Origin of the sequence: Morganella psychrotolerans, assembly GCF_965118875.1 — a bacterium.
In the GTDB taxonomy this organism is placed as follows: domain Bacteria; phylum Pseudomonadota; class Gammaproteobacteria; order Enterobacterales; family Enterobacteriaceae; genus Morganella; species Morganella psychrotolerans_C.
On record NZ_CBCPJD010000004.1, the window covers coordinates 30,914 to 51,714 of the forward strand.

The 20,801-nt window shown below is 45.9% G+C and carries 16 protein-coding genes; 1 reads left to right on the forward strand and 15 read right to left on the reverse strand.

What is annotated here, in order from left to right; genetic code table 11:
• Positions 1–8: 8 nt before the first annotated feature.
• The 5 genes from ACMHKJ_RS05575 to ACMHKJ_RS05595 form a co-directional block, all read right to left on the reverse strand.
• Positions 9–548, reverse strand: a complete 540-nt coding sequence (locus ACMHKJ_RS05575) for a fimbrial protein (RefSeq protein ID WP_413492502.1) — start codon at positions 546–548, stop codon at positions 9–11.
• A 17-nt stretch (positions 549–565) separates the two neighbouring features.
• Positions 566–1,321: a fimbria/pilus periplasmic chaperone gene (locus ACMHKJ_RS05580; RefSeq protein WP_413492504.1), complete on the reverse strand. Its 756-nt coding sequence runs from the start codon at positions 1,319–1,321 to the stop codon at positions 566–568.
• Positions 1,318–3,960, reverse strand: a complete 2,643-nt coding sequence (locus ACMHKJ_RS05585) for an outer membrane usher protein (RefSeq protein WP_413492505.1) — start codon at positions 3,958–3,960, stop codon at positions 1,318–1,320. Before ACMHKJ_RS05585 ends, ACMHKJ_RS05580 begins: the two co-directional genes overlap by 4 nt.
• A gap of 21 nt (positions 3,961–3,981) precedes the next feature.
• Positions 3,982–4,539 carry a fimbrial protein gene (locus tag ACMHKJ_RS05590; RefSeq protein WP_413492506.1) on the reverse strand — a complete coding sequence of 186 codons (558 nt, stop codon included), beginning with the start codon at positions 4,537–4,539 and terminating at the stop codon, positions 3,982–3,984.
• A gap of 68 nt (positions 4,540–4,607) precedes the next feature.
• A complete protein-coding gene (locus ACMHKJ_RS05595) occupies positions 4,608–5,135 on the reverse strand; it encodes a fimbrial protein (protein ID WP_413492507.1) in 528 nt (175 codons plus the stop codon).
• Positions 5,136–5,789: 654 nt separating this feature from the next.
• Here ACMHKJ_RS05595 and ACMHKJ_RS05600 point away from each other — a divergent pair.
• Positions 5,790–6,353 (forward strand): tyrosine-type DNA invertase, encoded by a 564-nt coding sequence (locus ACMHKJ_RS05600; protein ID WP_067366536.1) that lies wholly within the window; start codon positions 5,790–5,792, stop codon positions 6,351–6,353.
• Between the two features lie 211 nt (positions 6,354–6,564).
• On the opposite strand, the gene ACMHKJ_RS05605 is transcribed toward ACMHKJ_RS05600, so the two are convergent.
• From ACMHKJ_RS05605 to ACMHKJ_RS05650, 10 genes are all read right to left on the reverse strand, one after another.
• Entirely contained in the window at positions 6,565–6,849 is a 285-nt protein-coding gene (locus ACMHKJ_RS05605; RefSeq protein ID WP_413492508.1) for a helix-turn-helix domain-containing protein, read from the reverse strand.
• A gap of 34 nt (positions 6,850–6,883) precedes the next feature.
• Positions 6,884–7,432: a fimbrial protein gene (locus ACMHKJ_RS05610; protein ID WP_413492509.1), complete on the reverse strand. Its 549-nt coding sequence runs from the start codon at positions 7,430–7,432 to the stop codon at positions 6,884–6,886.
• A 14-nt stretch (positions 7,433–7,446) separates the two neighbouring features.
• Complete coding sequence (locus ACMHKJ_RS05615; RefSeq protein ID WP_413492510.1) at positions 7,447–8,502, reverse strand: fimbrial protein; 1,056 nt, start codon at positions 8,500–8,502, stop codon at positions 7,447–7,449.
• A gap of 22 nt (positions 8,503–8,524) precedes the next feature.
• Positions 8,525–11,080, reverse strand: a complete 2,556-nt coding sequence (locus tag ACMHKJ_RS05620; RefSeq protein ID WP_413492511.1) for a fimbria/pilus outer membrane usher protein — start codon at positions 11,078–11,080, stop codon at positions 8,525–8,527.
• A gap of 83 nt (positions 11,081–11,163) precedes the next feature.
• Positions 11,164–11,844, reverse strand: a complete 681-nt coding sequence (locus ACMHKJ_RS05625) for a fimbrial biogenesis chaperone (RefSeq protein WP_413492512.1) — start codon at positions 11,842–11,844, stop codon at positions 11,164–11,166.
• Positions 11,845–11,984: 140 nt separating this feature from the next.
• The gene (locus tag ACMHKJ_RS05630) at positions 11,985–12,530 is read right to left on the reverse strand and encodes a fimbrial protein (protein WP_413492513.1); all 546 of its coding nucleotides are present in this window, start codon (positions 12,528–12,530) and stop codon (positions 11,985–11,987) included.
• A gap of 1,943 nt (positions 12,531–14,473) precedes the next feature.
• Positions 14,474–15,631: a porin gene (locus tag ACMHKJ_RS05635; protein WP_413492514.1), complete on the reverse strand. Its 1,158-nt coding sequence runs from the start codon at positions 15,629–15,631 to the stop codon at positions 14,474–14,476.
• Positions 15,632–16,036: 405 nt separating this feature from the next.
• A complete protein-coding gene (gene pgtA, locus ACMHKJ_RS05640; RefSeq protein ID WP_413492515.1) occupies positions 16,037–17,287 on the reverse strand; it encodes a two-component system response regulator PgtA in 1,251 nt (416 codons plus the stop codon).
• Entirely contained in the window at positions 17,280–19,292 is a 2,013-nt protein-coding gene (gene pgtB, locus ACMHKJ_RS05645; protein ID WP_413492516.1) for a two-component system sensor histidine kinase PgtB, read from the reverse strand. The genes pgtA and pgtB overlap by 8 nt, the downstream gene beginning before the upstream one ends.
• Positions 19,289–20,548, reverse strand: a complete 1,260-nt coding sequence (locus tag ACMHKJ_RS05650; protein WP_413492517.1) for an ABC transporter substrate-binding protein — start codon at positions 20,546–20,548, stop codon at positions 19,289–19,291. Before ACMHKJ_RS05650 ends, pgtB begins: the two co-directional genes overlap by 4 nt.
• Between the last annotated feature and the right edge of the window lie 253 nt (positions 20,549–20,801).

The following is a 20,801-nucleotide window of genomic DNA, read 5'->3' on the forward strand; positions in this document are numbered from 1 at the left end:
CAGGCTCCTTACTGATAGTCCAGCTCTAACGTTGCCGTCGCCGCAAAATCACCACCGGTAAGCACCGCACTGATGTCGCGGACAGGAACGGCTTCCAGTACCGGGAAAGCGGGATAGGTAAAGGACACTTTTTCCCCCAGACCAAGCTGACGCCCCTGATACAGAAGGCGCACGCCTAATCCGCTGATTTCAGTGCGCAGCACGTCCGAATCAAACCCGGCAGCATTCCCTGTTATTGCCAGAGTCATGGCATTCGTCGGCATCTTTGTACATTCCGCGCTGTAATTAACCGGCTGCCGGTAACGCACACCGTCAATGCGCGTACTCATCACCTCACCGAAATCCACTAAAATAGTATTGCCGTTATTAATGACACAGGGCGGCGGCGCGATAACATTGCCGCGGATGGTGATGTAGGTTATCCCGGGGACACCCCGCAAACCCGCTGCTGCCTGTGGTAAGGCTCCCGCTGACGCTATCAGCGGAAGGACACAGAAGACGGAGCAGAGAAACCACCTGATCCGCTCTATTTTTGTCCGCTCATCCATGGTTATCTCCTGTCGGCTCAGTTACCGGCTGCTGTTTTTGCCACACTGCACTGTGTTCCCTGACAGCTGAACTGCAACTGCGGGCGACCGCCGTAATCATTGATGTATGTCAGAACCGGTGCATTTCCGAGCGCCGCAGCACTGAGACTGAGCGTTCCCTGACTTTTTGGTGCAACCATCAGGGGCGTGAAACCATCCAGACTTTTGCCCTGTAGCCCGGTCAGCGCATCGACAATGGTCACGTAATATGCAGTGGGATTATTGACTTCATAATTATTTCCCTTCCGGGTCAGTGTGATTTTTTCCTGCCACGGATTAGTCAGATCCGTTTGTGTGGCGTAAATCGCCTGCGGACGGTAGAACAGCTTGATACGGGTTTGCAGTGCGATTTGCAGGACATTCTGCCGGTTGCTGCGCGGGGGAATTTCCCGCAGATTGAAATAGAAAACACTTTCCCTGTCCTGTGGTAGTGCGGCGATGTCCGGTATTGCCTGAATTTTCACCTGGCTTTTATCACCCGGCTCAATACGCTGCACCGGCGGTAAGACAACCAGCGGCGCTGAGACTTTCTGACCGCTCTGATCCTCAATCCAGCCCTGTGCCAGATACGGAAGTTCTTTATTCAGATTACTGACATTCAGACTGACGGATTTTTCCGCGCCGTTAAAAATGATACGGGTGCGATCGAGAGCAATCGCAGCCTGTGCCTGTATCGTTGTCGTCAACATGGCGGCGGCAAGCACAGTAATACTGATTTGTTTAACTGACATCATAGTGAATCACTCATTTCGTTACGTGTGGGTGGTGATAAAACAGGGCTTACTGCGGTATTCAGCCATTTCCCGCCGGGGGCGGGAGACACCGGCTGCGACGGTTGTTCAACTTTCTCAGCCACTGCGGCGGGTTGTATATTGCAGGTCAGTAAAAGTGCGGACAGTGATTGTCCCGGCTGAAGTTCAGGAATGGTTATCCGGCATTCAGGCTCACTGCCACGGCGCAGCGTCAGTACATCTGCGCTGTTAATACCGCTGAGATAGACCTGTCCGCCATCATTAATTATTCCCAGTTCGCGCTTATCTTCTGACATAATTACCGCACCAAACGGTGGCGTGCTGCCGTCAGACAAACGAACGGTCGCCATCGCCTTCTGCCCTGACAGCACATCAAACCGACGGTAGCCGATTGCGCCTTCAGTCAGGGTTACTTGCTGAACCGAGCGGCGTGCTTCTGCATTTTCAGGTAATTTATTGATGTCGATCCCGGCACTGTTCCGGAAGTAATTATTCATATCCGGAAGTACCGCCTTACCGAAGCGGTTGGTGTAACTGAGTGCGCCGGTACTTCTTACCGGAACTCCGGCAACGCCTGATGTATCCACCAGCAGCCGTGCGCTGCCCGGCATGTTGATCCGGTGGAGTGCGCCACCCTGAGGTGTCATAGTTACCCCGCCCTGAAGAGAAACAGAGGCTGAGGTATATTCCCCGTCGATATGGCTTGCGCTGGCAGTTACCAGTGCGCTGTCGGCATACCGCATGTAATACCCGTCAGCAGATGCTTTGCCGTTGCTGCTCAGCCCCGCGCCGAGGCGGTAACTGTTGTTATCATCCGGTCGATCAAAATAACTGACGTTATGAGAGTTTCCGCCACGGTTAATAACACTGTTGTAACTGACGGTGGCGCGATCGCCCCACGGCATACTGATATTGAGGTACATACCATCATCATTTTTGCTCTGAAATTTATTACGGTACGCAGACAGGCTGATATTGATATTTTTGTAGCTACCGATATCCATATATTTGGCCAGTGACAGGTTATAGTTGTCATTATCCGGACGATTCCAGTAAGTCTGGTGGCTGTAATTCAGGTAGGTACTCAGCCCGATATCGGGGAACTGCTTACTGAGCATGATGGTGTAAAGCTCTTTATTATTATCCGCACTATTATCGTGGTAACGCCTGTCCAGGAACTGATTCATACTCATAAAGTCGCGTTCGGAAAAACGATAACCGGCGAATGTGACCTGGCTGTCCAGTTCTTCAAAGCGTTTGGAATAACTCAGTCGGTATGAGCCGCCGCGGTACTGTTTGTCTTCATTGGGAAGACGCGCAAATGAGTGTGTTGCATCAAAAGAGATGGCCCCGAAGGCCATCAAATCACGACCCACACCAAGAGAAGCCGCATTATAATCGCCGGCGACCAGCGAACCGCCATATATAGACCAGCCGTTACTGACCCCGAGTGAAAATTCGCCCATCCCGAAGACCGGCCCTTTTGCATGACGTCCGATCTCAGAAGGCTGCCCGGCAGACAATTTATATTGCACACGCCCCGGACGTGTCAGATACGGAATATTTGCCGTATCCATCTGAAATGACTGAACGGAGCCGTCCTGTTCTTCGACTCTGACATCCAGCTTACCGCTGACCGCATCATTGATATCCTGAATACGAAAGGGTCCCGGAGCGACCTGGGTTTCATAGATAACCCGTCCCTGCTGGCTGACAGTAATTTTGGCATTCGTCTTTGCCACACCGGTGACTTCCGGCGCATAGCCGCGCAGATTCGGCGGCAGCATATTGTCATCGGTCATCAGGTTGATACCGATGTAACGGAAATTATCAAAAATATCTGAGCGGGAGAATGTCTCTCCCATCGTCAGTTTCGCCTGTAATGGCGCAATGGCGCGATAAATATAGGTCTGGCTCCATGTCCAGTTGCGCTCAGAGCGCTCACCGGTTCCGGTGCTGTGACGGAAATTTCCCTGCCAGTCGGCACGGGCGCGCCAGACGCCTAAATTCACACCGAGAGTCCCGTTGCCGGTAACTTGCTGAGTTTGCTTACCCTGCGCCGGGTCATTAACACCGGCATTAAGATTGTAATCAAACATCACACCGGAAATACCCTCATCCCAGCGTGACGGCGGATCCCAGTTTGCCGCCGTATATTCAAGATACGCCTGCGGCACTGTCAGGATCAGAACACTGTCACTCAGTTTCGGTGATAAAGACATGCCGGGCAGTGATGCGGTATCCAGACACTGACCGTTATTCCACCAACGCAGACGTTCTGTCCATGCCGGTTTCAGCCCTGTTTGAGCAACCAGCGCAGGTGAAAGGCAGGCAACGCTCCCTTTAGGGTCGTCCGGCGGAACGATATAAGGCACCGGATAAATATCCGGTAATTCACTGTTATTTACCCTGATAAAAAAATCATAAGTCCCGGGCATGATATAACCCGCACGGGAAAAATCAGAAAGATCGATATTCTGTTTATCATTTACATCCAGAATATCAGTATTAAAGTCGATATCCTGATTATCCGGATAAGCCGCCGGCATAAATCCGGCCAGAATAAATGAAATTAAAACTGTCAGTCTCCGGCGCGGGCCGGTACTCAGCGGAATTACCATAATGGATCCAATCAGCTCGGTTTAATAATATTCCAGCTTGAAACCCAATATTGCCCGGAAATAACCGGACTGAAGTTCATCACTGTTTTTGACCAGACGCGCCTGATAGCGCAGCGCCATATTATTGGGATCAATATCTGCGGGTGGTAAGGGTTGACCCGGAACAACTTCATGTCCGTTAAGATCCGAAACAGATAACGACGCCCCTTTACCTGAACCGGTCAGCTGAAAATGGCCATCCTGTTCCGCTCCCTCAAAGGTCACCAGAAACCGGGAACTTTCAGTATTCTGTCCTTTCACCGGCAGGACTGTGCATTCCGCCAGCCGGATCCAAAAATGATCCGCAGGCCCTTGTCCCTCATCACGCAGCATCGGCACAGAGACATCAGATAACATCACCACTTGCTCACGGCTGGCTGTTGAGATAGTACAAACCGGCTCCAGAATTGAGCCCTGCATCTGAACTGCGCCGAACCGCAGGCTGGTTTTTGCATCTTGTTTGGTTTCACCCGCCGGTACCTGAGCAGAAAAACACACAATAATTATCAGCAGCCCCCGGGGCATTATGTTGCTACCCATTTCCGTCTCCGCTAAAAGCGCACAATTAAAAACCTGCACAGATCTTCCGTGATCTGTGCAGGAATTGATTACTGGTAAGTCAGAGCGAAAGTAGCGATAGCAGAGAAATCACCCGGAACCGCAGCTACAGCGGAAGAACCCAGCAGGTAAGCCGCAAAATTCAGGTCATTGTTACCATCACGCAGTGCCTGTGCCGCACTTGCTGTACCTAATTTGATTTGCTTGCCGCCCGCATCGGTAATAACAACCGCTGCATTTTTTGCGATGCCTTCAATACCCAGGGAACCGGCTAAAATATCCGCCGCTTCAGAACCGGTAAATGTGGTTTGTACCGTTTTATAGGTTTCAGTTGTGCAATTTTCTAACCCGATTTTAAAATCACGGGAATTACTGCGGCCGCCATCTTTTAATGCCGCAGTAGAAATCTGACCTAACGGAACGGTCTGATTTTCTGTATCAGGCGTAATTGAGCAAGGTGCATCAATAATTGAGCCGGTAAATTTGACAGTCCCGTGACCCTGATCAGCCGCAGATGCAGAGCCGGCAACCACAGATAAACCAAAGCCCAGAATTAATGCCAATTTATTAAAAGTCATGTTATTTCCTATAATTACAATTTATTTTTAAAAATAATGCGTAGTACGCCATATATATGAGCCAATAGAGAACCCGCAGCCACATTATTGTTATTTGATGAATATATTTGTGCCGTTATGAAATGAATCAAAACGGAACAAAATACATCAAATTGTTCCATTAGGAGTTAACAGCTAAAAATAAAGAAAATAATAGTTAATAACTCTTATTTGAATGAATAAACAGACTAATAACGTATTTCTACCTATCTGAGTTCTTGAATGATGTCAAAATAATTATCTGCCTCTGAACTTGACGTTATCAGATTGCAGAATAAAATATCATTCTTTTAAAAATTAATGACTTATACACCACAAATCAGGCGGGAGCATCAATATTTGACTAAGGGGAAGCCTTTAGTAATAATTACAAACAGTTTGATGTATTTTGTCTTTTTATAAATAGGTGGTATTAACGTCTGACTTATTGCCTGAAAAAATCAATTTATCAGGCTAAAAAGACAAATTTCCGACTAATCTTTATGAATATATTGTCAATATGTAAACATCATGTAGCCATTATCATCCTGTCTGTTGTCTTTATTCATATTTATTACTTGCTATAGTGATAGCTCTGGTTTTTATAATTTTATCGGACAATAAGCAGGAATGATCATGAATAAACGTAAGTTTCTTACCCGTTCTGAAGTTAATGCCATCCTGGAACAAGCAAAAAAAAGTCGTTACGCCGAACGAAATTATTGTATGATTTTAATGTGTTACCTGCATGGCTTCCGCGTCAGCGAATTATGTAATCTTTCTCTTTCTGATATTGATTTAGAGAGCCGCCTTATTTATGTCCGGCGTCTGAAAGGAGGATTATCTACCACGCAACCACTTATCGATATTGAATATGATGCGCTGACAGCCTGGCTGGCTAAAAGAGAAACCTGGCGTAATCAGGAATTAGAATGGGTATTTTTATCGCAGAAAACCGGAGCTATTTCCCGGCAGCAGGTGCATACTCTGTTAAAGAAATACGGAAAAGATGCACGTATATCTGTCGAACCTCATCCACATATGCTGCGTCATGCCTGCGGATATTCACTGGCAGATTTAGGACGGGACACCCGGTTAATACAGGATTATTTGGGGCATCGTAATATTTCGCACACGGTTATTTATACCGCAAGCAATTCAAAACGGTTTCAGCAAATCTGGGATCCTCTCCGTGGATAATCTGCCGATAAAATAAACAAGTCTATTATTTTCAGTACCAATCAAGATGACTTATTCACAAATAAGCACAGAATAGCTATCCGGTTATTTATTCACTTATCTTTTTTTATATATTTTCTCTTAAACCATAACTCTGAGCAATGATTAATATTGATTGGTTATGGTTTTACCACCGATCGATATTATTCATAACTGTTCATTAAATAAACTGTTATTTTTTCATGTATTTGACCAGTTGATTATCTGTCGTACTAAGCTGTTGCAATGTCTGAAAAAATAAACCAGGTTCAATTTTTAGTGCTGCACAAAACATCAAAAAAGCTTCAACTGTAATTTGAGTAATACCCCGCTCATAGCGGGAAACCTGCTGCTGACTGATGCCACAACGGGCTGCCAGTTCACAGCCGGTCAAACCGGCAGTCCGGCGGTGCTGTCTGAGCAGTTCCCCTGCCAGTATATTTGTATAGAGTTCATTTGGTGTTGTGTTATTCATCATAATATTAACCAATGTTATTTTTTAAGATTGTATTTTACTGGTATTCCAGTGTCATTGTGACTGAGGAGTTGCCGCTTCCGCCGGTAATCTGAGGAGCAACCTGGCGATAAAACGCCTTCATCCCGGCTTTATTTGTTCCTGAAGAACTTTTACTTATCAGGGATACCGCCGAGTCGTAATGAATTGACTGCCAGCTTCCCGGTGATTTTTCATGATGAACTTCAATAACGACTCCTTTTGCTGAGTTTTCACCTTTGTCTAATCCGATATAATAAGGACTTGCAGACGAATAGCGGTTTCCGTCCAGTTTTGCTTTCACACCAGCGCCGGAAGGACAACTGAATTCCAGTGCAAAAGGGACTGCCGGTGAAACAGAATCAATACCGCTGCCAATCCCGCTCTGACTATGTGTAAACCAATGCCCCAGCTGAACATGAGTATCCGGTGTTTTCAGCTCACAGGTATTAATGGTGAGCCGACCATTGATCCGGACTTCAACTGTTTCTGCCCGGCTTTTGGCTACGGTATATACCACGACAAAAAATAGAATGAATAATATGCTTATTTTTTTTATAACCGTCACCCTGCTTCTCCCTTTCACTGATAAGTTACCGTCATATCAAGAATCGCATTAGCTGCTCCCGGCGTGATTTCACTTGCCGTTTTTATATATCGGAATGTTAACGGCATGACATGATTACCCTGCGGGTTTGGTGAACCGGCGACATTGACAGATTTTCCCATCTCGTAGGCGAAATACCCGCCTTGCAGACCGACCTGATAGCCTATGCCCTTTGCCGTCGTTGATGCCGTCGGATTTGTCAACGTAATAACATTACTTCGGTTACCGGGCTTATTTTTATCCGTAAATGTCACTTTAGGCAGAGCCTCCGAATCACAGTTAATTATCCAGGTCTCATCCCTGGGAGCAAAGGTTCCGTTGATTCCTGTTTTATTCGCTTCTTCCCAGTCAACTTCTTTCATTCTCACATCAGTACTGCCCCAAATATGAGGAAACGTACAAGTCGGCGCACGGACAGTGACTTTGCCTGATAGCTGAACAGTGCCGGTATCCGTTCCCTGAGAGCCGTTACAGGCAACAGCAACTTCACTAAAATCACGGTTCAGGCTGTATGTGCCGAGTTTTGCTTTCCCCGGAATTGTCACCAGACGATAACCCCAGCGGGTCAGTGAACCCTCTTTAGCTTCTGCGCCATTTTGTACACTACTGATATCCGTCCAGGCACTGCCTACCGGTGAATTCGTCCGGCTGCTGCGGTTACCCGCGCCATACGCCGCATCGGTAAAGGCAATCAGCCCGATCCCATCAATATTTGTTTTCTGAATAGTATGTGTTTTACCGGTTACCGGATCAGCGATTGTTCCTGCGTTATCAGCCCGCTTAAATCTGGCCTGAATAGGTTTCTGATATTGTCCGTCAGTCGTGCAGATATTAGTATCGGTTCCGCCTTCTGCCCAGTCGGTTAAAAAACGGTTCTGTAAATTACCGACATCACCGGCTTCAAATGTGTAGTTTCCGAGATTCAGTGTCACTGATTGTCCTGCCGCAAACGCCCCGGTTCCCGCGCCTGTCATCATAACGGCGGCGGCCAGCAGCAGAGTTGTTATTCTGTTATTACGCATTGCTTTCATCTGTGTTTTTCCTGTTTCAGAATTACCGGCACTGCGCCGGGACTTGCTTAACAACCTGTGCCGCCTGATCGGCAGGCAATACATAATCCGCCGTACATTGCTCATCGGGACGCGCCCCCCATTTCACAGTAACCTTACCGCTGTCCGGCATACCACTGAGGTAAACAACACCGTTTTCATCCACAATGCCGCTGTTATCACTGCCTGCATCTGAAGCTATCGCACCGAAAGGCAACATATTTCCCTGACGCGTCAGTTTCAGCAGGAGGCGTGAGCCGATACGGGTCTGCATATCCGCTAATACAACCGCACCGCGTGTCGGGACAACTGTTGTACTGTTATTCAGCAGTTCAACGTTCTCATCCATTCCGTTAATATTTAATGCAACATCATTCTTTGTATAGGCAGTAACTGACGGGATAACCGCATAGCCACGGAAGTCTGTTTTAACACCATTTTTATTCTGAACAGCAACACCCGCAGCGCCCGGTGCCCGGACCAGAGCAATGGTTTCACCCAGTGGCTGAGAGAGTGTCACGCCGTACGGATGAGCCACCACACCGCCCTGCACACCGTAATTAACCCGCTGACTGTTGTCTCCGTAGTTATAACCGGCATTCATAAAACCCTTTTCTCCGCGATAAGAGACCCCGGCATTTCCGCTGTTATTGTGCTGACGGAAGTCATAACCCTGCTGAACCGAGTAGCTCAGTGCATTATTTTCAAGTGCGCTGCCGCTGAAACCTGCCATCGCAGTGGTTCCGCCATCGCGGGACGTTGTCATACTGCTGATAAGCGAATAATTATTGCTGCCACCCAACGGAATACTGATATTCACGGCAAACTGATGGTCCGCTTTATCCGTTGCCGGTGTATCTGTATAGGTGTATGCAACGCTGTAATTCACCCGGCGGAATGAATTGCTGTAACCTGTGTTAATCGTGCGCTCTTCCCCGTCCTGCCCCCAGAAATTCTGCTGGTATGCAGAGAAATACAGGCTGCCGGCTGCATCACCCAGGGATTGGCTGACATCGGCCTGAATACGGGTGCGCTTGTTATAACGGGCACTTAATCCATTATTTTCATTCGCTTCTGCAAAGTCGTAATACCCTTGCGTTGAGTAGCGATATCCCGCCAGTGCCAGCGTTGTGCCGGTTTGCATCATACTTTTCGAGTACTGAAAGCGGTATGACTGCCCTTTTTCTTTTTCATCACGCGCTGTCTGGGTGGTAACAGCGTGAGTCGCATCGACAGATAATGCACCGAAGCGACCTAAATTCAGACCGGCGCCCAGGGAATACGCCTGATAATCAGTCGAATAAATCGTGCCGCCGTACAATGTGGTGTTAAGCGGCATACCATATGCAGCTGAGCCTTCAAAAAAGATCGGCTCTTTGGTATTTTCCGTACCGGTGCGGTACTCACCGAGATTCAGGGAATATTTCAGGCTGCCCTCACGTTGCATCATGGCTAATGAAGAGAACGGCACCACAAATGTGCGCTCACGACCATCTTCTTCTTCAATTGTCACATCCAGATTACCGCTGTATGAAGACGGATACAGATCTGCAATTTCAAACGGACCGGGAGCCACATAGGTCTGATAAATAACATAGCCATTCTGACGGATAGTGACCTGCGCGCTGCTCTGCGCGATACCACGGACAACCGGGGCAAAACCACGCTGACCGGCCGGCAGCATCGCATCATCAGATGACATCCGTATTCCGCGGAAAGGGACAGATTCGAACACATCACCGGATGTTGCCGTATCACCCAGGGTCAGGCGGGAATGCAGAGACTCAACATTGCGCTCAACATAGTTTTTCACATTCGACCAGTTACTCTCTCCGCCGTTACGGCTGTATGTCGAGAAATTACGGACACGCCATGCGCCAAGATTGACGCCGCTTTGCAGGCTGACAAACTGGTTTTCCTGCGATTTGTTACTACGGGAATACCAGGTTTTCGCGCCATTAACAGTATAGTTGAGCAAAAATGCCGGTAAGCCCTGATCCCACTGTGATTCATCGGTAAACCCGCGGGCTTCCTGACTCATCGCCGCCTGCGGAATGCTCAGGTTTAAGCGCTGCTGCTCAAAGACGAAATGCGCCTGTGACTGCGGAATACGGGTATCCGTATCCGAAATTTCTTCATCATCGGATAATTCTTTAAATGCGGGCAGAACATCTGTTTTCACGCCCCACTCTTTTAACATTGCTTTCGTCACGACCGGCACTAATACCTGCGTTTGTTCATTCTGAATAAAGCGAACTGTGGTACTGCCCATATTTTGGTTATTTACTACAATCGTGACGTAATAATCACCGGGCAATTGTGTTCCTGACTGAGAAAACTGCTCCAGGCTGACAAGATCAGCAACATTCTCATCACTGACATTATTTAATGCCGCCGGATTAAAATAGTCATCTGCCTGTGCGAAGTGCGTTGTGGTGATCAGCACTGCAATAGTCACAGTAATAAAACGGGCCACCGGGTTTAATAAGAACCGTGCTTTACCCGGCACGCTACCCATCCGGGTTTTATTTTCCGGTAATGTCATTAATTGTTTTTTCATTTTATTTATTTCAATCTGACTAAATTAATGGATAACGTAACGGAGTGATTAATATTTTTATTAATACAGAATGTATACTGTATTTATAGTGTCACACTTTTTGATTCAGTTTTTCCGCCGAAATCATTAATCGCTTTCCAGGTTACTGCGCCTGATTTTGCATGACCGGATAACGTCCAGTTTTCAGTACTGAAAGGGGCAATAACACCTGCGTCTTCAATCTCTTTATTTCCGATTTTCAGCTCTGCCAGATTAATATAAAAAGGTGTCGGATTTTTTGCGGTTAACTGATTACCCTGAACAGAAAATGTAACCTCTTTATAGGCACTTTCTGCATCTGAATCCTTTAATCCCGCAGGACGGTAAAACAGTTTAATCCGGCTGTTAATTGAAATTAATAATGAATCTTTGGCATTGGGATCAGATGCCGGAATGGCTTTTACATTTAACCAATACAGTGTTTCGCGGTCCTGCGCTAATGTGTCTTTCGTCAGCACAACCCGTAATGCATTTTTTTTCTCACCATCGAGGCGAAATAACGGCGGCGTGATAACAAACTCCGGAGCTGCCTGCTCTTTACCGGCATCCGTAATCCATGACTGAATCAGATAAGGTGTTTTATCCGGGTTATTCACTGTGACGGAAGATTCTTTTTGTTTGCCGTCATATACCATACGGGTACCGCTCAGTGTTACGCCTGCATGAGATGACACTGAAATAAATGAGAACATAGCCGTCAGTAAAACAGGAAATAATTTACGCATTATCTTCGCCTTATGAGAGAAAGGATGAGGCTAACGGTGATTAGCCCCCTCATCTTATGTGGTGTATACCCAACGTCATTCAAGATTCAGGCAGGCATAGTTCCGCCAACGAACCTGTAGTTTGAATGAATAAGGGTATATCAGCCGTAGGTCACATCAACCTGAACAGTTGCACTGGTATTACCGTCTTCAATCTCTGCATCAGAGAGTTTTACGAAACGGGCAAAATAATCCTTCATCGCTGAACCGTCTTTAATATCTACACGGTCAACAACAGAACCCGTCTGGAAATAATCAACACTATCTGCAGTTTTACTTAATCCGATACCAACGACAGATTTATTTTTATCTGCCACATCGAAAATACCTGCAGTGCTTTGTCCGCCGACAAATTTCACCTGTGCAACAGAAATACCACCACATGCTGCAAAATTCATAGAAAACTTAACCGCCGGCGTTACAGAAGAAACATCTTTCATATCGGAACCTTTGTGACTACCTAATAAGACATTCGCTGTTGCTTTTTCTGCATCATATCCATCGACTTCAATAGTACAAGTTTCATCCTGAAAAGAACCGCTGAATTTAATATTTGCGGTATCACTTAACGGACCTGCATTAGCAAATGAAGATAAAGACAGTGCAGTCACAACAGATGATGCCAGTAAGATATTATTGAGTTTCATAATTAATCCTTAAAGTGAGTTTTGCCCGTAAATAACATCGTTTAATAATGCTATTATTCAATAGGGGCTGATAAATTTAATGCACTAATGTGTGTATCATGTATAAACATGAACCTAAACCATTAATAAACCATTTTCATATATTACTTGAAAAAATAATTAATATTATTCAGGCAACATTTTCACCTGAGATAATTTTTTGTTTATTTATCCGGTAATCTAACGTTTATATTTAATGTCGCTCATGTCCTGATGGCAATTATTATCGATTTGACTCTGTTAACTGTCAATTAATCAGATTTTGATAAATGTCTTTTTTTGTAATTGTTACTTCCTTAATGACAAAATCTATACACTTAAAAATCAATGGGTTACATTAATCGCCATTTCACTCAAAATAGCGAATGGCAGCTGGATATTCTTTAAAACTCATATTATGATAATAAATTAAGATTAAACACAATGAATAAAAGTCATTTTGTTAAATATAACTCCACAAACTCATGAGTGTAACAAAATAAAACACAAAAATACTTCATATACCCTTAAAAAAGAAAGTAACATAATTTATACAAAATTAATTTCTTTAATTTCAATTAATTAAAAATACATTAATAAATTAACTCAATAATACAATAAGGTTTAATTTATAAAAAACAACAAAATCAATACGTTATATTGATTGATTATTGAACGAATAATATGTCAATATGTGAAATAAACAAAAAAAATCAACAATATAACTTAACACGCTGTTATTAAACAATAAATACCCAATGAAAAAGCAGTCGGCCACAAGTGGAAAAATCAATTATATTTATTAATAAAAATACAACTATTATGATTATTCTATGCAATAAAATTAATATTCAGTAATTTCAATCAAATACAATTAACTTTATCATTAGATAACTTGTATTGTTTCGGAGAGGTGACATCAGTAACAATTATAATGAGAAACTAAACTAATCATTTCATGACACCTAAATGTAACTGTTTTATTTCCGTTTAAGATCCAATTTTCACGAAATTTGTGGGTTTTCCGGCTCACCCGGTATTACATGAACAGCAACTTGCCGGGATTTATTCATTTATACGGACAAAAAAATAGAAAAACGGGCAGGAAAAATGATGACTGACAGCAATTCCGCACATGATGATGTCATCACGCAACTGCCGCTTACAGCAATTCCGGGATGAAATGATGGAGAGTGACAGTCGTTTTGGGTAATCAGACGCAAAATTATTTACAGGGTCAAACAATCACATCCCCGACATTAACGATCCCACATTCAATCATTGGCACAGTACACAGCCAATAGCCGGAGCCATCATGATAATGCATGTCCGCTTAATATAATGATCCCGCTCCGGCTGACGGGCTGACAAATAAAGTAACAGCGCTCTCCTGCACCACAGATTGCAGACAATGTAAAAGAGGCGATTCAGATGTGCGGGGCGGTCACGCAGGAAAGCAAGGTGTCGCGTACTGTTCAGCCCCTGCCCCTGTCGAACCGGCTTTCGTAAACACCTTACAATTCATTAAAAAGCTTAATTTATCACTTGAAAACAACAAGACAAAAATATTTATTAAAACAATTATTTTCTTCATATTACATTTTGACAAAAAATAGTTTTTCGCACTAAAAAAAATGAAATAAAACAGGTAAATCACATGAAACGTTAAATCTTTTATTTCTACATCAGCTATTATAATGGTGTTCGAACGAATTCTTATTGGTGATTTGTCTGTGTCGATTCAAATTACAAGCAATAAGCCAAAAAAGGAGGCAGCCGCCTCCTTTTTTACCATCTGAAAAAAAACCATATAATACCCGCGTGAAATAACACGTTTTCGATATTAGTTATTTCAGGTTATTAAGATATAAAAAAAGGAGGCTTTCGCCTCCTTTTTTACTGTCTGAATACGGTCTGAAATAAAATCAGAACTGGTAAACTAAACCTAAGCCAACCACGTTGTCAGTATTGATACCGGCACTGCGGGTGAAGTCGTTTTCGTCTAACAGGTTAATTTTATAGTCGATCAGAGCTGACATATTTTTGTTGAAGTAGTAGTACGCACCTAAATCAACATATTTAACCAGGTCCTGGTCATCGCCGAAACCACTATTGTTCAGGCTCTTACCTTTAGATTGCAGGTAAGCGATGGACGGACGCAGACCGAAGTCGAACTGATACTGAGCCACTAACTCGATGTTCTGAGTTTTGTTTGCAGTACGGGCTTCGTCACTGTCATTGTTACCATAGTGAGTCATGTTACGGGTTTCACCGTAAACTGCTGCCAGGTACAGGTTGTCAGCATCAAATTTCGCACCGACGTTCCATGCTTCTGCACGGTCACCCAAGGCGCCGCTTGCCAGGTTATCTTTCTGACCCTGCGGACGTGCAGAACTTGAGTATGCACCACCAACGCTTACGCCCCAGCCGAGATCATACGCTGTGGAGAAACCGAAACCGTCACCGTTTGCGGTGTTGTCGTAGCTGTAAGTATCATTGAATGTGTCATGAGTACCACGGTTTGCGATAGAGTTATCATCATTCGCACCCTGATACTGTAATGCGAAGTTCAGACCATCAACGTAACCGAAGAAATCAGTATTACGGTAAGTCAGCAGGTTTGCTGCACGGCCAGTCATGTAAACGTCAGTCTGCGTCATGGTATCATTACCAAAGATTGGCAGAACATCGGTCCATGCGTTGGTGTCATAAATAACACCGTAGTTACGGCCGTAGTCCAGTGAACCGAACTCAGCGAATTTCAGACCTGCGTAAGCTAAACGAACTTTATTGTCGTTTTCGCCTTCAGTGCCGTTAGTTTTAATTTCGTTTTCGAAACGACCAAAACCGGTTAACTGATCAGTGATTTGAGTTTCACCTTTGATACCGATACGGAAACGGGAGTCATCACCGTCCTGGCTGCCGGCATTACTGTTATTGTCATTGCTACTGAATAAATGACGAACATCAACTTTACCGTACAGGTCCAGTTTATTGCCGTCTTTGTTATAAACTTCTGCCGCGCTTGCAGCGCCGCTTAATGCAACCAGCGGGACTAATACAGCTAATAATGTCTTTTTCATTTTATATTCCTATTATATTAACCACTACTCTCTGACTTTATTGATATAAAATCTTTTAGATTATTCACCCTGATAACGCATATTACAACACTTAAACAGCCCCGGGACTACTCTGATAGCAAGATATGTCAAAAAACGCATTTATTGCATGATAAACATTACAAATAGTTTCAGGACTACCGCACTTTTAGTTAAAAACAAGACAAAAATGTAGCACAAATAGCTAATCTCAATTAGCTGGATAGTGATAATGGATAATATATTATAAAAATAGTATTTTAAATGCATTAAATAAATCATTCAAATTATTTAATAAAAAAACCATGGCCAAATAAAGAAACCGGTTTCTTTTTCTATTAACAGGAACCGGAAAAAACACATGTGAATGATTAAACAACATTAATGTTATATACGGTAATGATGCTTATCCAGCCCATATTTTCGCATCCGTAAATAGAGCTTTTTACGCGGAATTTGCAGATATTCTGAAACATCATTAATCCGGCCCTGATGAATATTCAGCGCTTCCGTAATAATCTGCCGCTCATAGCTTTCCACGCGCTGATCCAGTGCGGTCGGGACAACGGACGGCAGCAACGGATTAGCTGTATCACCCATAGGCATAATCCCGACAGCATACAGTTCTGCGGCATTAGCCAGTTCACTGACATTTCCCGGCCAGTGGCGGCGGGTCAGTTTTTTTATCAGAGGTTCCGCAAGCGTCGGTGACGGGAGATTCAGCCGCTGACAGGCCTGATCCAGATAGTGATGAAACAGTGGTGCAATATCCGCTTTGCGCTGTGCCAATGGCAGACAGGCAATTTGGGTCATGGAGAAACAATAATAGAGCTCTGCAATAATTTTTTGCTGCTTTGTCAGCATGATAAGCGGAGTATCAGAGATACCGGCAAGACGAAATGTCCGCTGCTCCTGACGGATATGCTGTACCAGCCAGCGCTGCTGATTCAGTGGCATCAGGTCAATGTTCTTTATCACTAATGTGCCGTCTGCCACTTCATCCAGCCAGGCATCCAGCGGAATATCCTCTTTATCATTAAACAGTGTTTTGATAACCAGCGGTGAGCGTTTGTTATTACTTATCTGATGCAGATAGCGGGCAAGGTAAGTGCGCCCGCTGCCCAGCTCTCCGTGCAGAAAGACGCCTGCATGTGTTTCTGATAATCCCTGAAGCTGCCGGCGGACATGCTCAGTCCATTCACTTTGTCCGACAAAATTCAGGGTCAGTTGTTCACTGCTCCAGCGCCGCTGAATAACCCGCTGTTTACGCGCAGCCAGTGCGTTGTCCACCAGATCAAGCAGGTGTTCCGGGTCCACCGGTTTTTGTAAAAAATCCCATGCGCCCTGCTTCACCGCTTCGACTGCCATCGGCACATCACCGTGACCGGTGATCAGAAGAACCGGCAGATATTTATCTTTTTCCAGGAAAAGCGCCATCAAATCCATTCCGGAGCAGCCCGGCATGCAAACATCACTCAATACGATGCCGCACCAGTCGCGGTGAACCAGATTTTTTGCCACCAGCGGGTCATGACAGGCATACACACGATATCCTGCCTGTTCCAACAGCAGGCAATACGCTTCCAGGACATCCGTGTCATCATCAATTAATAAAACATCGTAATGGTCATCAAGCATGTTCAGTTACCTTTTTAAAACTCAGAATCACACATCCGTTACGGGTCAGCGTGGAGGCAATGCGCAGCCCGCCCCCTAACTGCTGCATAATAGAACTGCTGACAGACAGCCCGATCCCCAGACCGATTTCTTTACTGGTAGTGAACGGTTTCATCAGTGAATCAGCCAGAGCCAGAGGCCAGCCGCAGCCGTTATCACTGATAAAGAGGGTGATATCATCACCGGACTCCGTGTAATCAATGGTGATATCTGCCGCTGCCGGTGAGGCATCCAGCGCATTCGCCAGCAGATTGACCAAAACCTGCTGGATGCCGATAGCATCCCCCTGCACCAGCGGCAGCCTGTCCGGCTGATGCAATGTCACATCCCGCATCTTATTCTGTAATGCCAGAATATCCCAGGCGTCCTGAATACTCTGATGTAAATCAATCGGCTGAAGCTGAGCCCCGTCATCCCGGCGGCGGGCAAACTGGCGCAAAGAACGGATTATCCCGTCTATCCGGGTGACCAATTGGGTGGATTTACTCAGTGCATTAACGGCTGTTGTATTATTTTCGTCAGCTGCCAGCGCCCGTTTTGCCATATAAAGGTGCATCGATAACGCATTCAGCGGCTGATTGATTTCATGTGCCAGTGTCGTCATTGTCTGCCCGACAACCGCGAGTTTGGCAGTCTGGATAAGCTCATTTTGAGTCGCCCGCAGATTATCCTCAATGCCTTTTCTGTCAGTAATCTCTTGTTCCAGCTGAATTTTTTGCCGGTTAATCTGATTAAGAGTCTGGCGCAACAGTGTGGCGACGCGGGCAATTTCATCCCGCCCGTCGACCGGTATTTCTGCCGTCAAATCACCGTGTCCAATCCGCGCGACCGCTTTATTCAGTGCGGTAAAACGCTTCACCAGCCGCGAACGGATAAAATAGTGGTTAAACAGTACCGCCAGTAATAATGCCAGCAGCGCCGTAATAATAATGATAGTTCCGCTGTAGCTCATGATATTGGACAGATGATGATTCAGTGTCTGCAACTGACTGTGGCTGTTATCAAGCTGGACATCCAGCTGAGTGCGAAACCGCTCAAGGATGCGATCTTTTTCCGTCGTTGCTGCCGCCAGTTCTGCCCTTGCTGCCCGGTAATTGTTCAGAACGCCCGGCATTTTGCTGTCAGACAAGCCGATATCAAGCAGCTCATCAATAGTCTGGCGCAATGTCACTGTACTCGGGTACATATCCTGCACCGTTTCATTCGCCTGTACGCCGGACTTCAGATAGTTGAGGTAGCGGACATAACTGCGCGGGTCATGATTGCTGTTAGTGCTGCTGCTGTCGTTTTGTTCATCACGCAGCCGCCCGGTCAGGTCATCCATTATCTGCCCTTCCAGACGCGCCAGGGTGTAGATCAGCTGTAACTCTCCCTGAACTTTACGCAGGCTGCCCTGCAACGCGGTCGCCCGCGACGGGTCCTGCTCTATCTGATCCAGCAGCGATCCCTGTTGCCAGCTGATATCCTGTGAGAGCGAACTCAGCTCTGTATTAAAATCATCATGTAACCAGGCTATCCGCGCTGACAGTGTATTAACATTTTCCCGTGCCAAAAATAAGGTATAAAGTGAATTATCAAGGCGTTGCAGTAATATCTTTCCTTGTTTCACAATGGCGGTTATCTGCGACTGATCCTGCCCGGTCAATTTCTGGTTAATAGTGTCAATCTGCGCCAGATGTGTGGTAATCCGGTTACGCAACTGCAAACGGGCTACGGTATCCGGAGCTTTCAGGAACTCGTTCAGTTCATCCACTATCCCGTTCAGCTGGCCTTCAATCAGAAACGAAGCCTGAATACGGGGAAAATAATCCCCCAGTGCATAACGGATCTGCCTGTTTTGTGCCTGCCAGGCATAGAAACTGACACAACTGACGATCAGCGTCATCAATGTCCCGACAATAAAGGCAGCGCGTAGTATTCCGCTGATACTGAAACGACCGATATAGTGAGCAATTCTTTGTTTCATCTGACTTTTTCCAGCTCAGCAATGGCTTTACGCTGCTGCTCCTGAAAAAATCGCTGCCAGCGGATATATTCTTCTTCTGCTTTCCGGTTGTCTTCAAAACGCGTGTAATATACCGGGTCCACACTTTCCTGTGCGGAAACCGGCATTGCGGTGAGTAATGCACGGACATGCGGCAGCGGGCGCTTAACGCGGGCTTCTGCTGTATAAAGCGCACGCCATGCATCTTTTGATTCCGTTAAGCGGAATGTAATCGCGGTATCAAAAAGTTGCTGCACCATGCGCTGGCGTTTCAGCACAAGGTTTTCATCCATCGGCTGCGGGGAATTCAGCAAACGGCGCTGCTCCGGCTCTCTGGGATTATCCGCCGGCAGAGGTGTGACAGGGTATTTTCCGGTATTGCTGTCAGCCAGAACTAACTGCCCCTGCTCACTGAGCAGGAAGCGGATAAATGCGCGGGCATTCTCTTTATTCAGGCTGTGGCTGATAATCGCCACAAATGTCGGGGAGGTTGCGGAGTCCGGTAAATAATTAAATGCCAGCTCCGGGTCACTCAGCAACAACCAGGCATAGTTATCAATAATCGGTGCCGCGCCACCCAGTCCGGCTTTGATTTTATCTGCCACCCCGAAACTGCGTGAGGAAATAGTGGCTAAATTACCTGAGATATTCAGCAGCAGACGCCAGCCCTCATCCCAGCCCCGCTGCTGCAACAGTGATTCAACCATCAGATGATAAGTATCAGAGCGCGACGGGCTGCTCATCAGCAGTAATCCCTGATAACGGCTGTCTGCCAGCGCATCCCAGGATGCGGGCACCGGCAGATTGTTCTCTGTCATCCGCCGCTTGTTCACCAGCACGCCATAACCGGAAAATGCCACCGCCGCCACATTATCTCTCAGGCGCAACGGAACCAGTCTCAGAGAAACATCCGGCAGTCCCGGTAACTCAGCCAGGCGGTCATGCTCCTGTAAATGCTGTAACAGCATCGGCGACGAGGTCACCACCAGATCGACATTTTCCAGTGCCGGTGTATCCAGCAAACGCTCAAGTGCCGCACTGGTGCGGTTGATTGTCCGGACACGAACCGCACCCGGCTGCTGCTGCCAACTGCTGATAATATGGGCAGTCGCTTCCGGGGAGAGCGTGGTGGCAATCACCAGTTCATCCTGTTTTGCCGCAGCAGACAGGCTCAGAACCAGCACAGTCATTACAGTAATAAGAGATGCCGCTAAACGGCAGATTCGGATTCGTGACATAGGCAGACTTCTGTATTTATTCACCGGATGTGACTCACATCAAAAAAATGATATTTTCTTCAGTTTGTCGTAAAAGCCCGTTTGGGGCAAATTTTACCCGTTTGTTTACCGGCATCCGCGTCGCAGGTATTCAGGGAAATAACAAAAGGGAATGGAAATGTATGTAAAAAATCAGAGCGTCACCGGAAATAGACGATAACATTGCAGGAAGTAATAATAGCAATAAATTATCTCAACGACAAAATAAGTATAA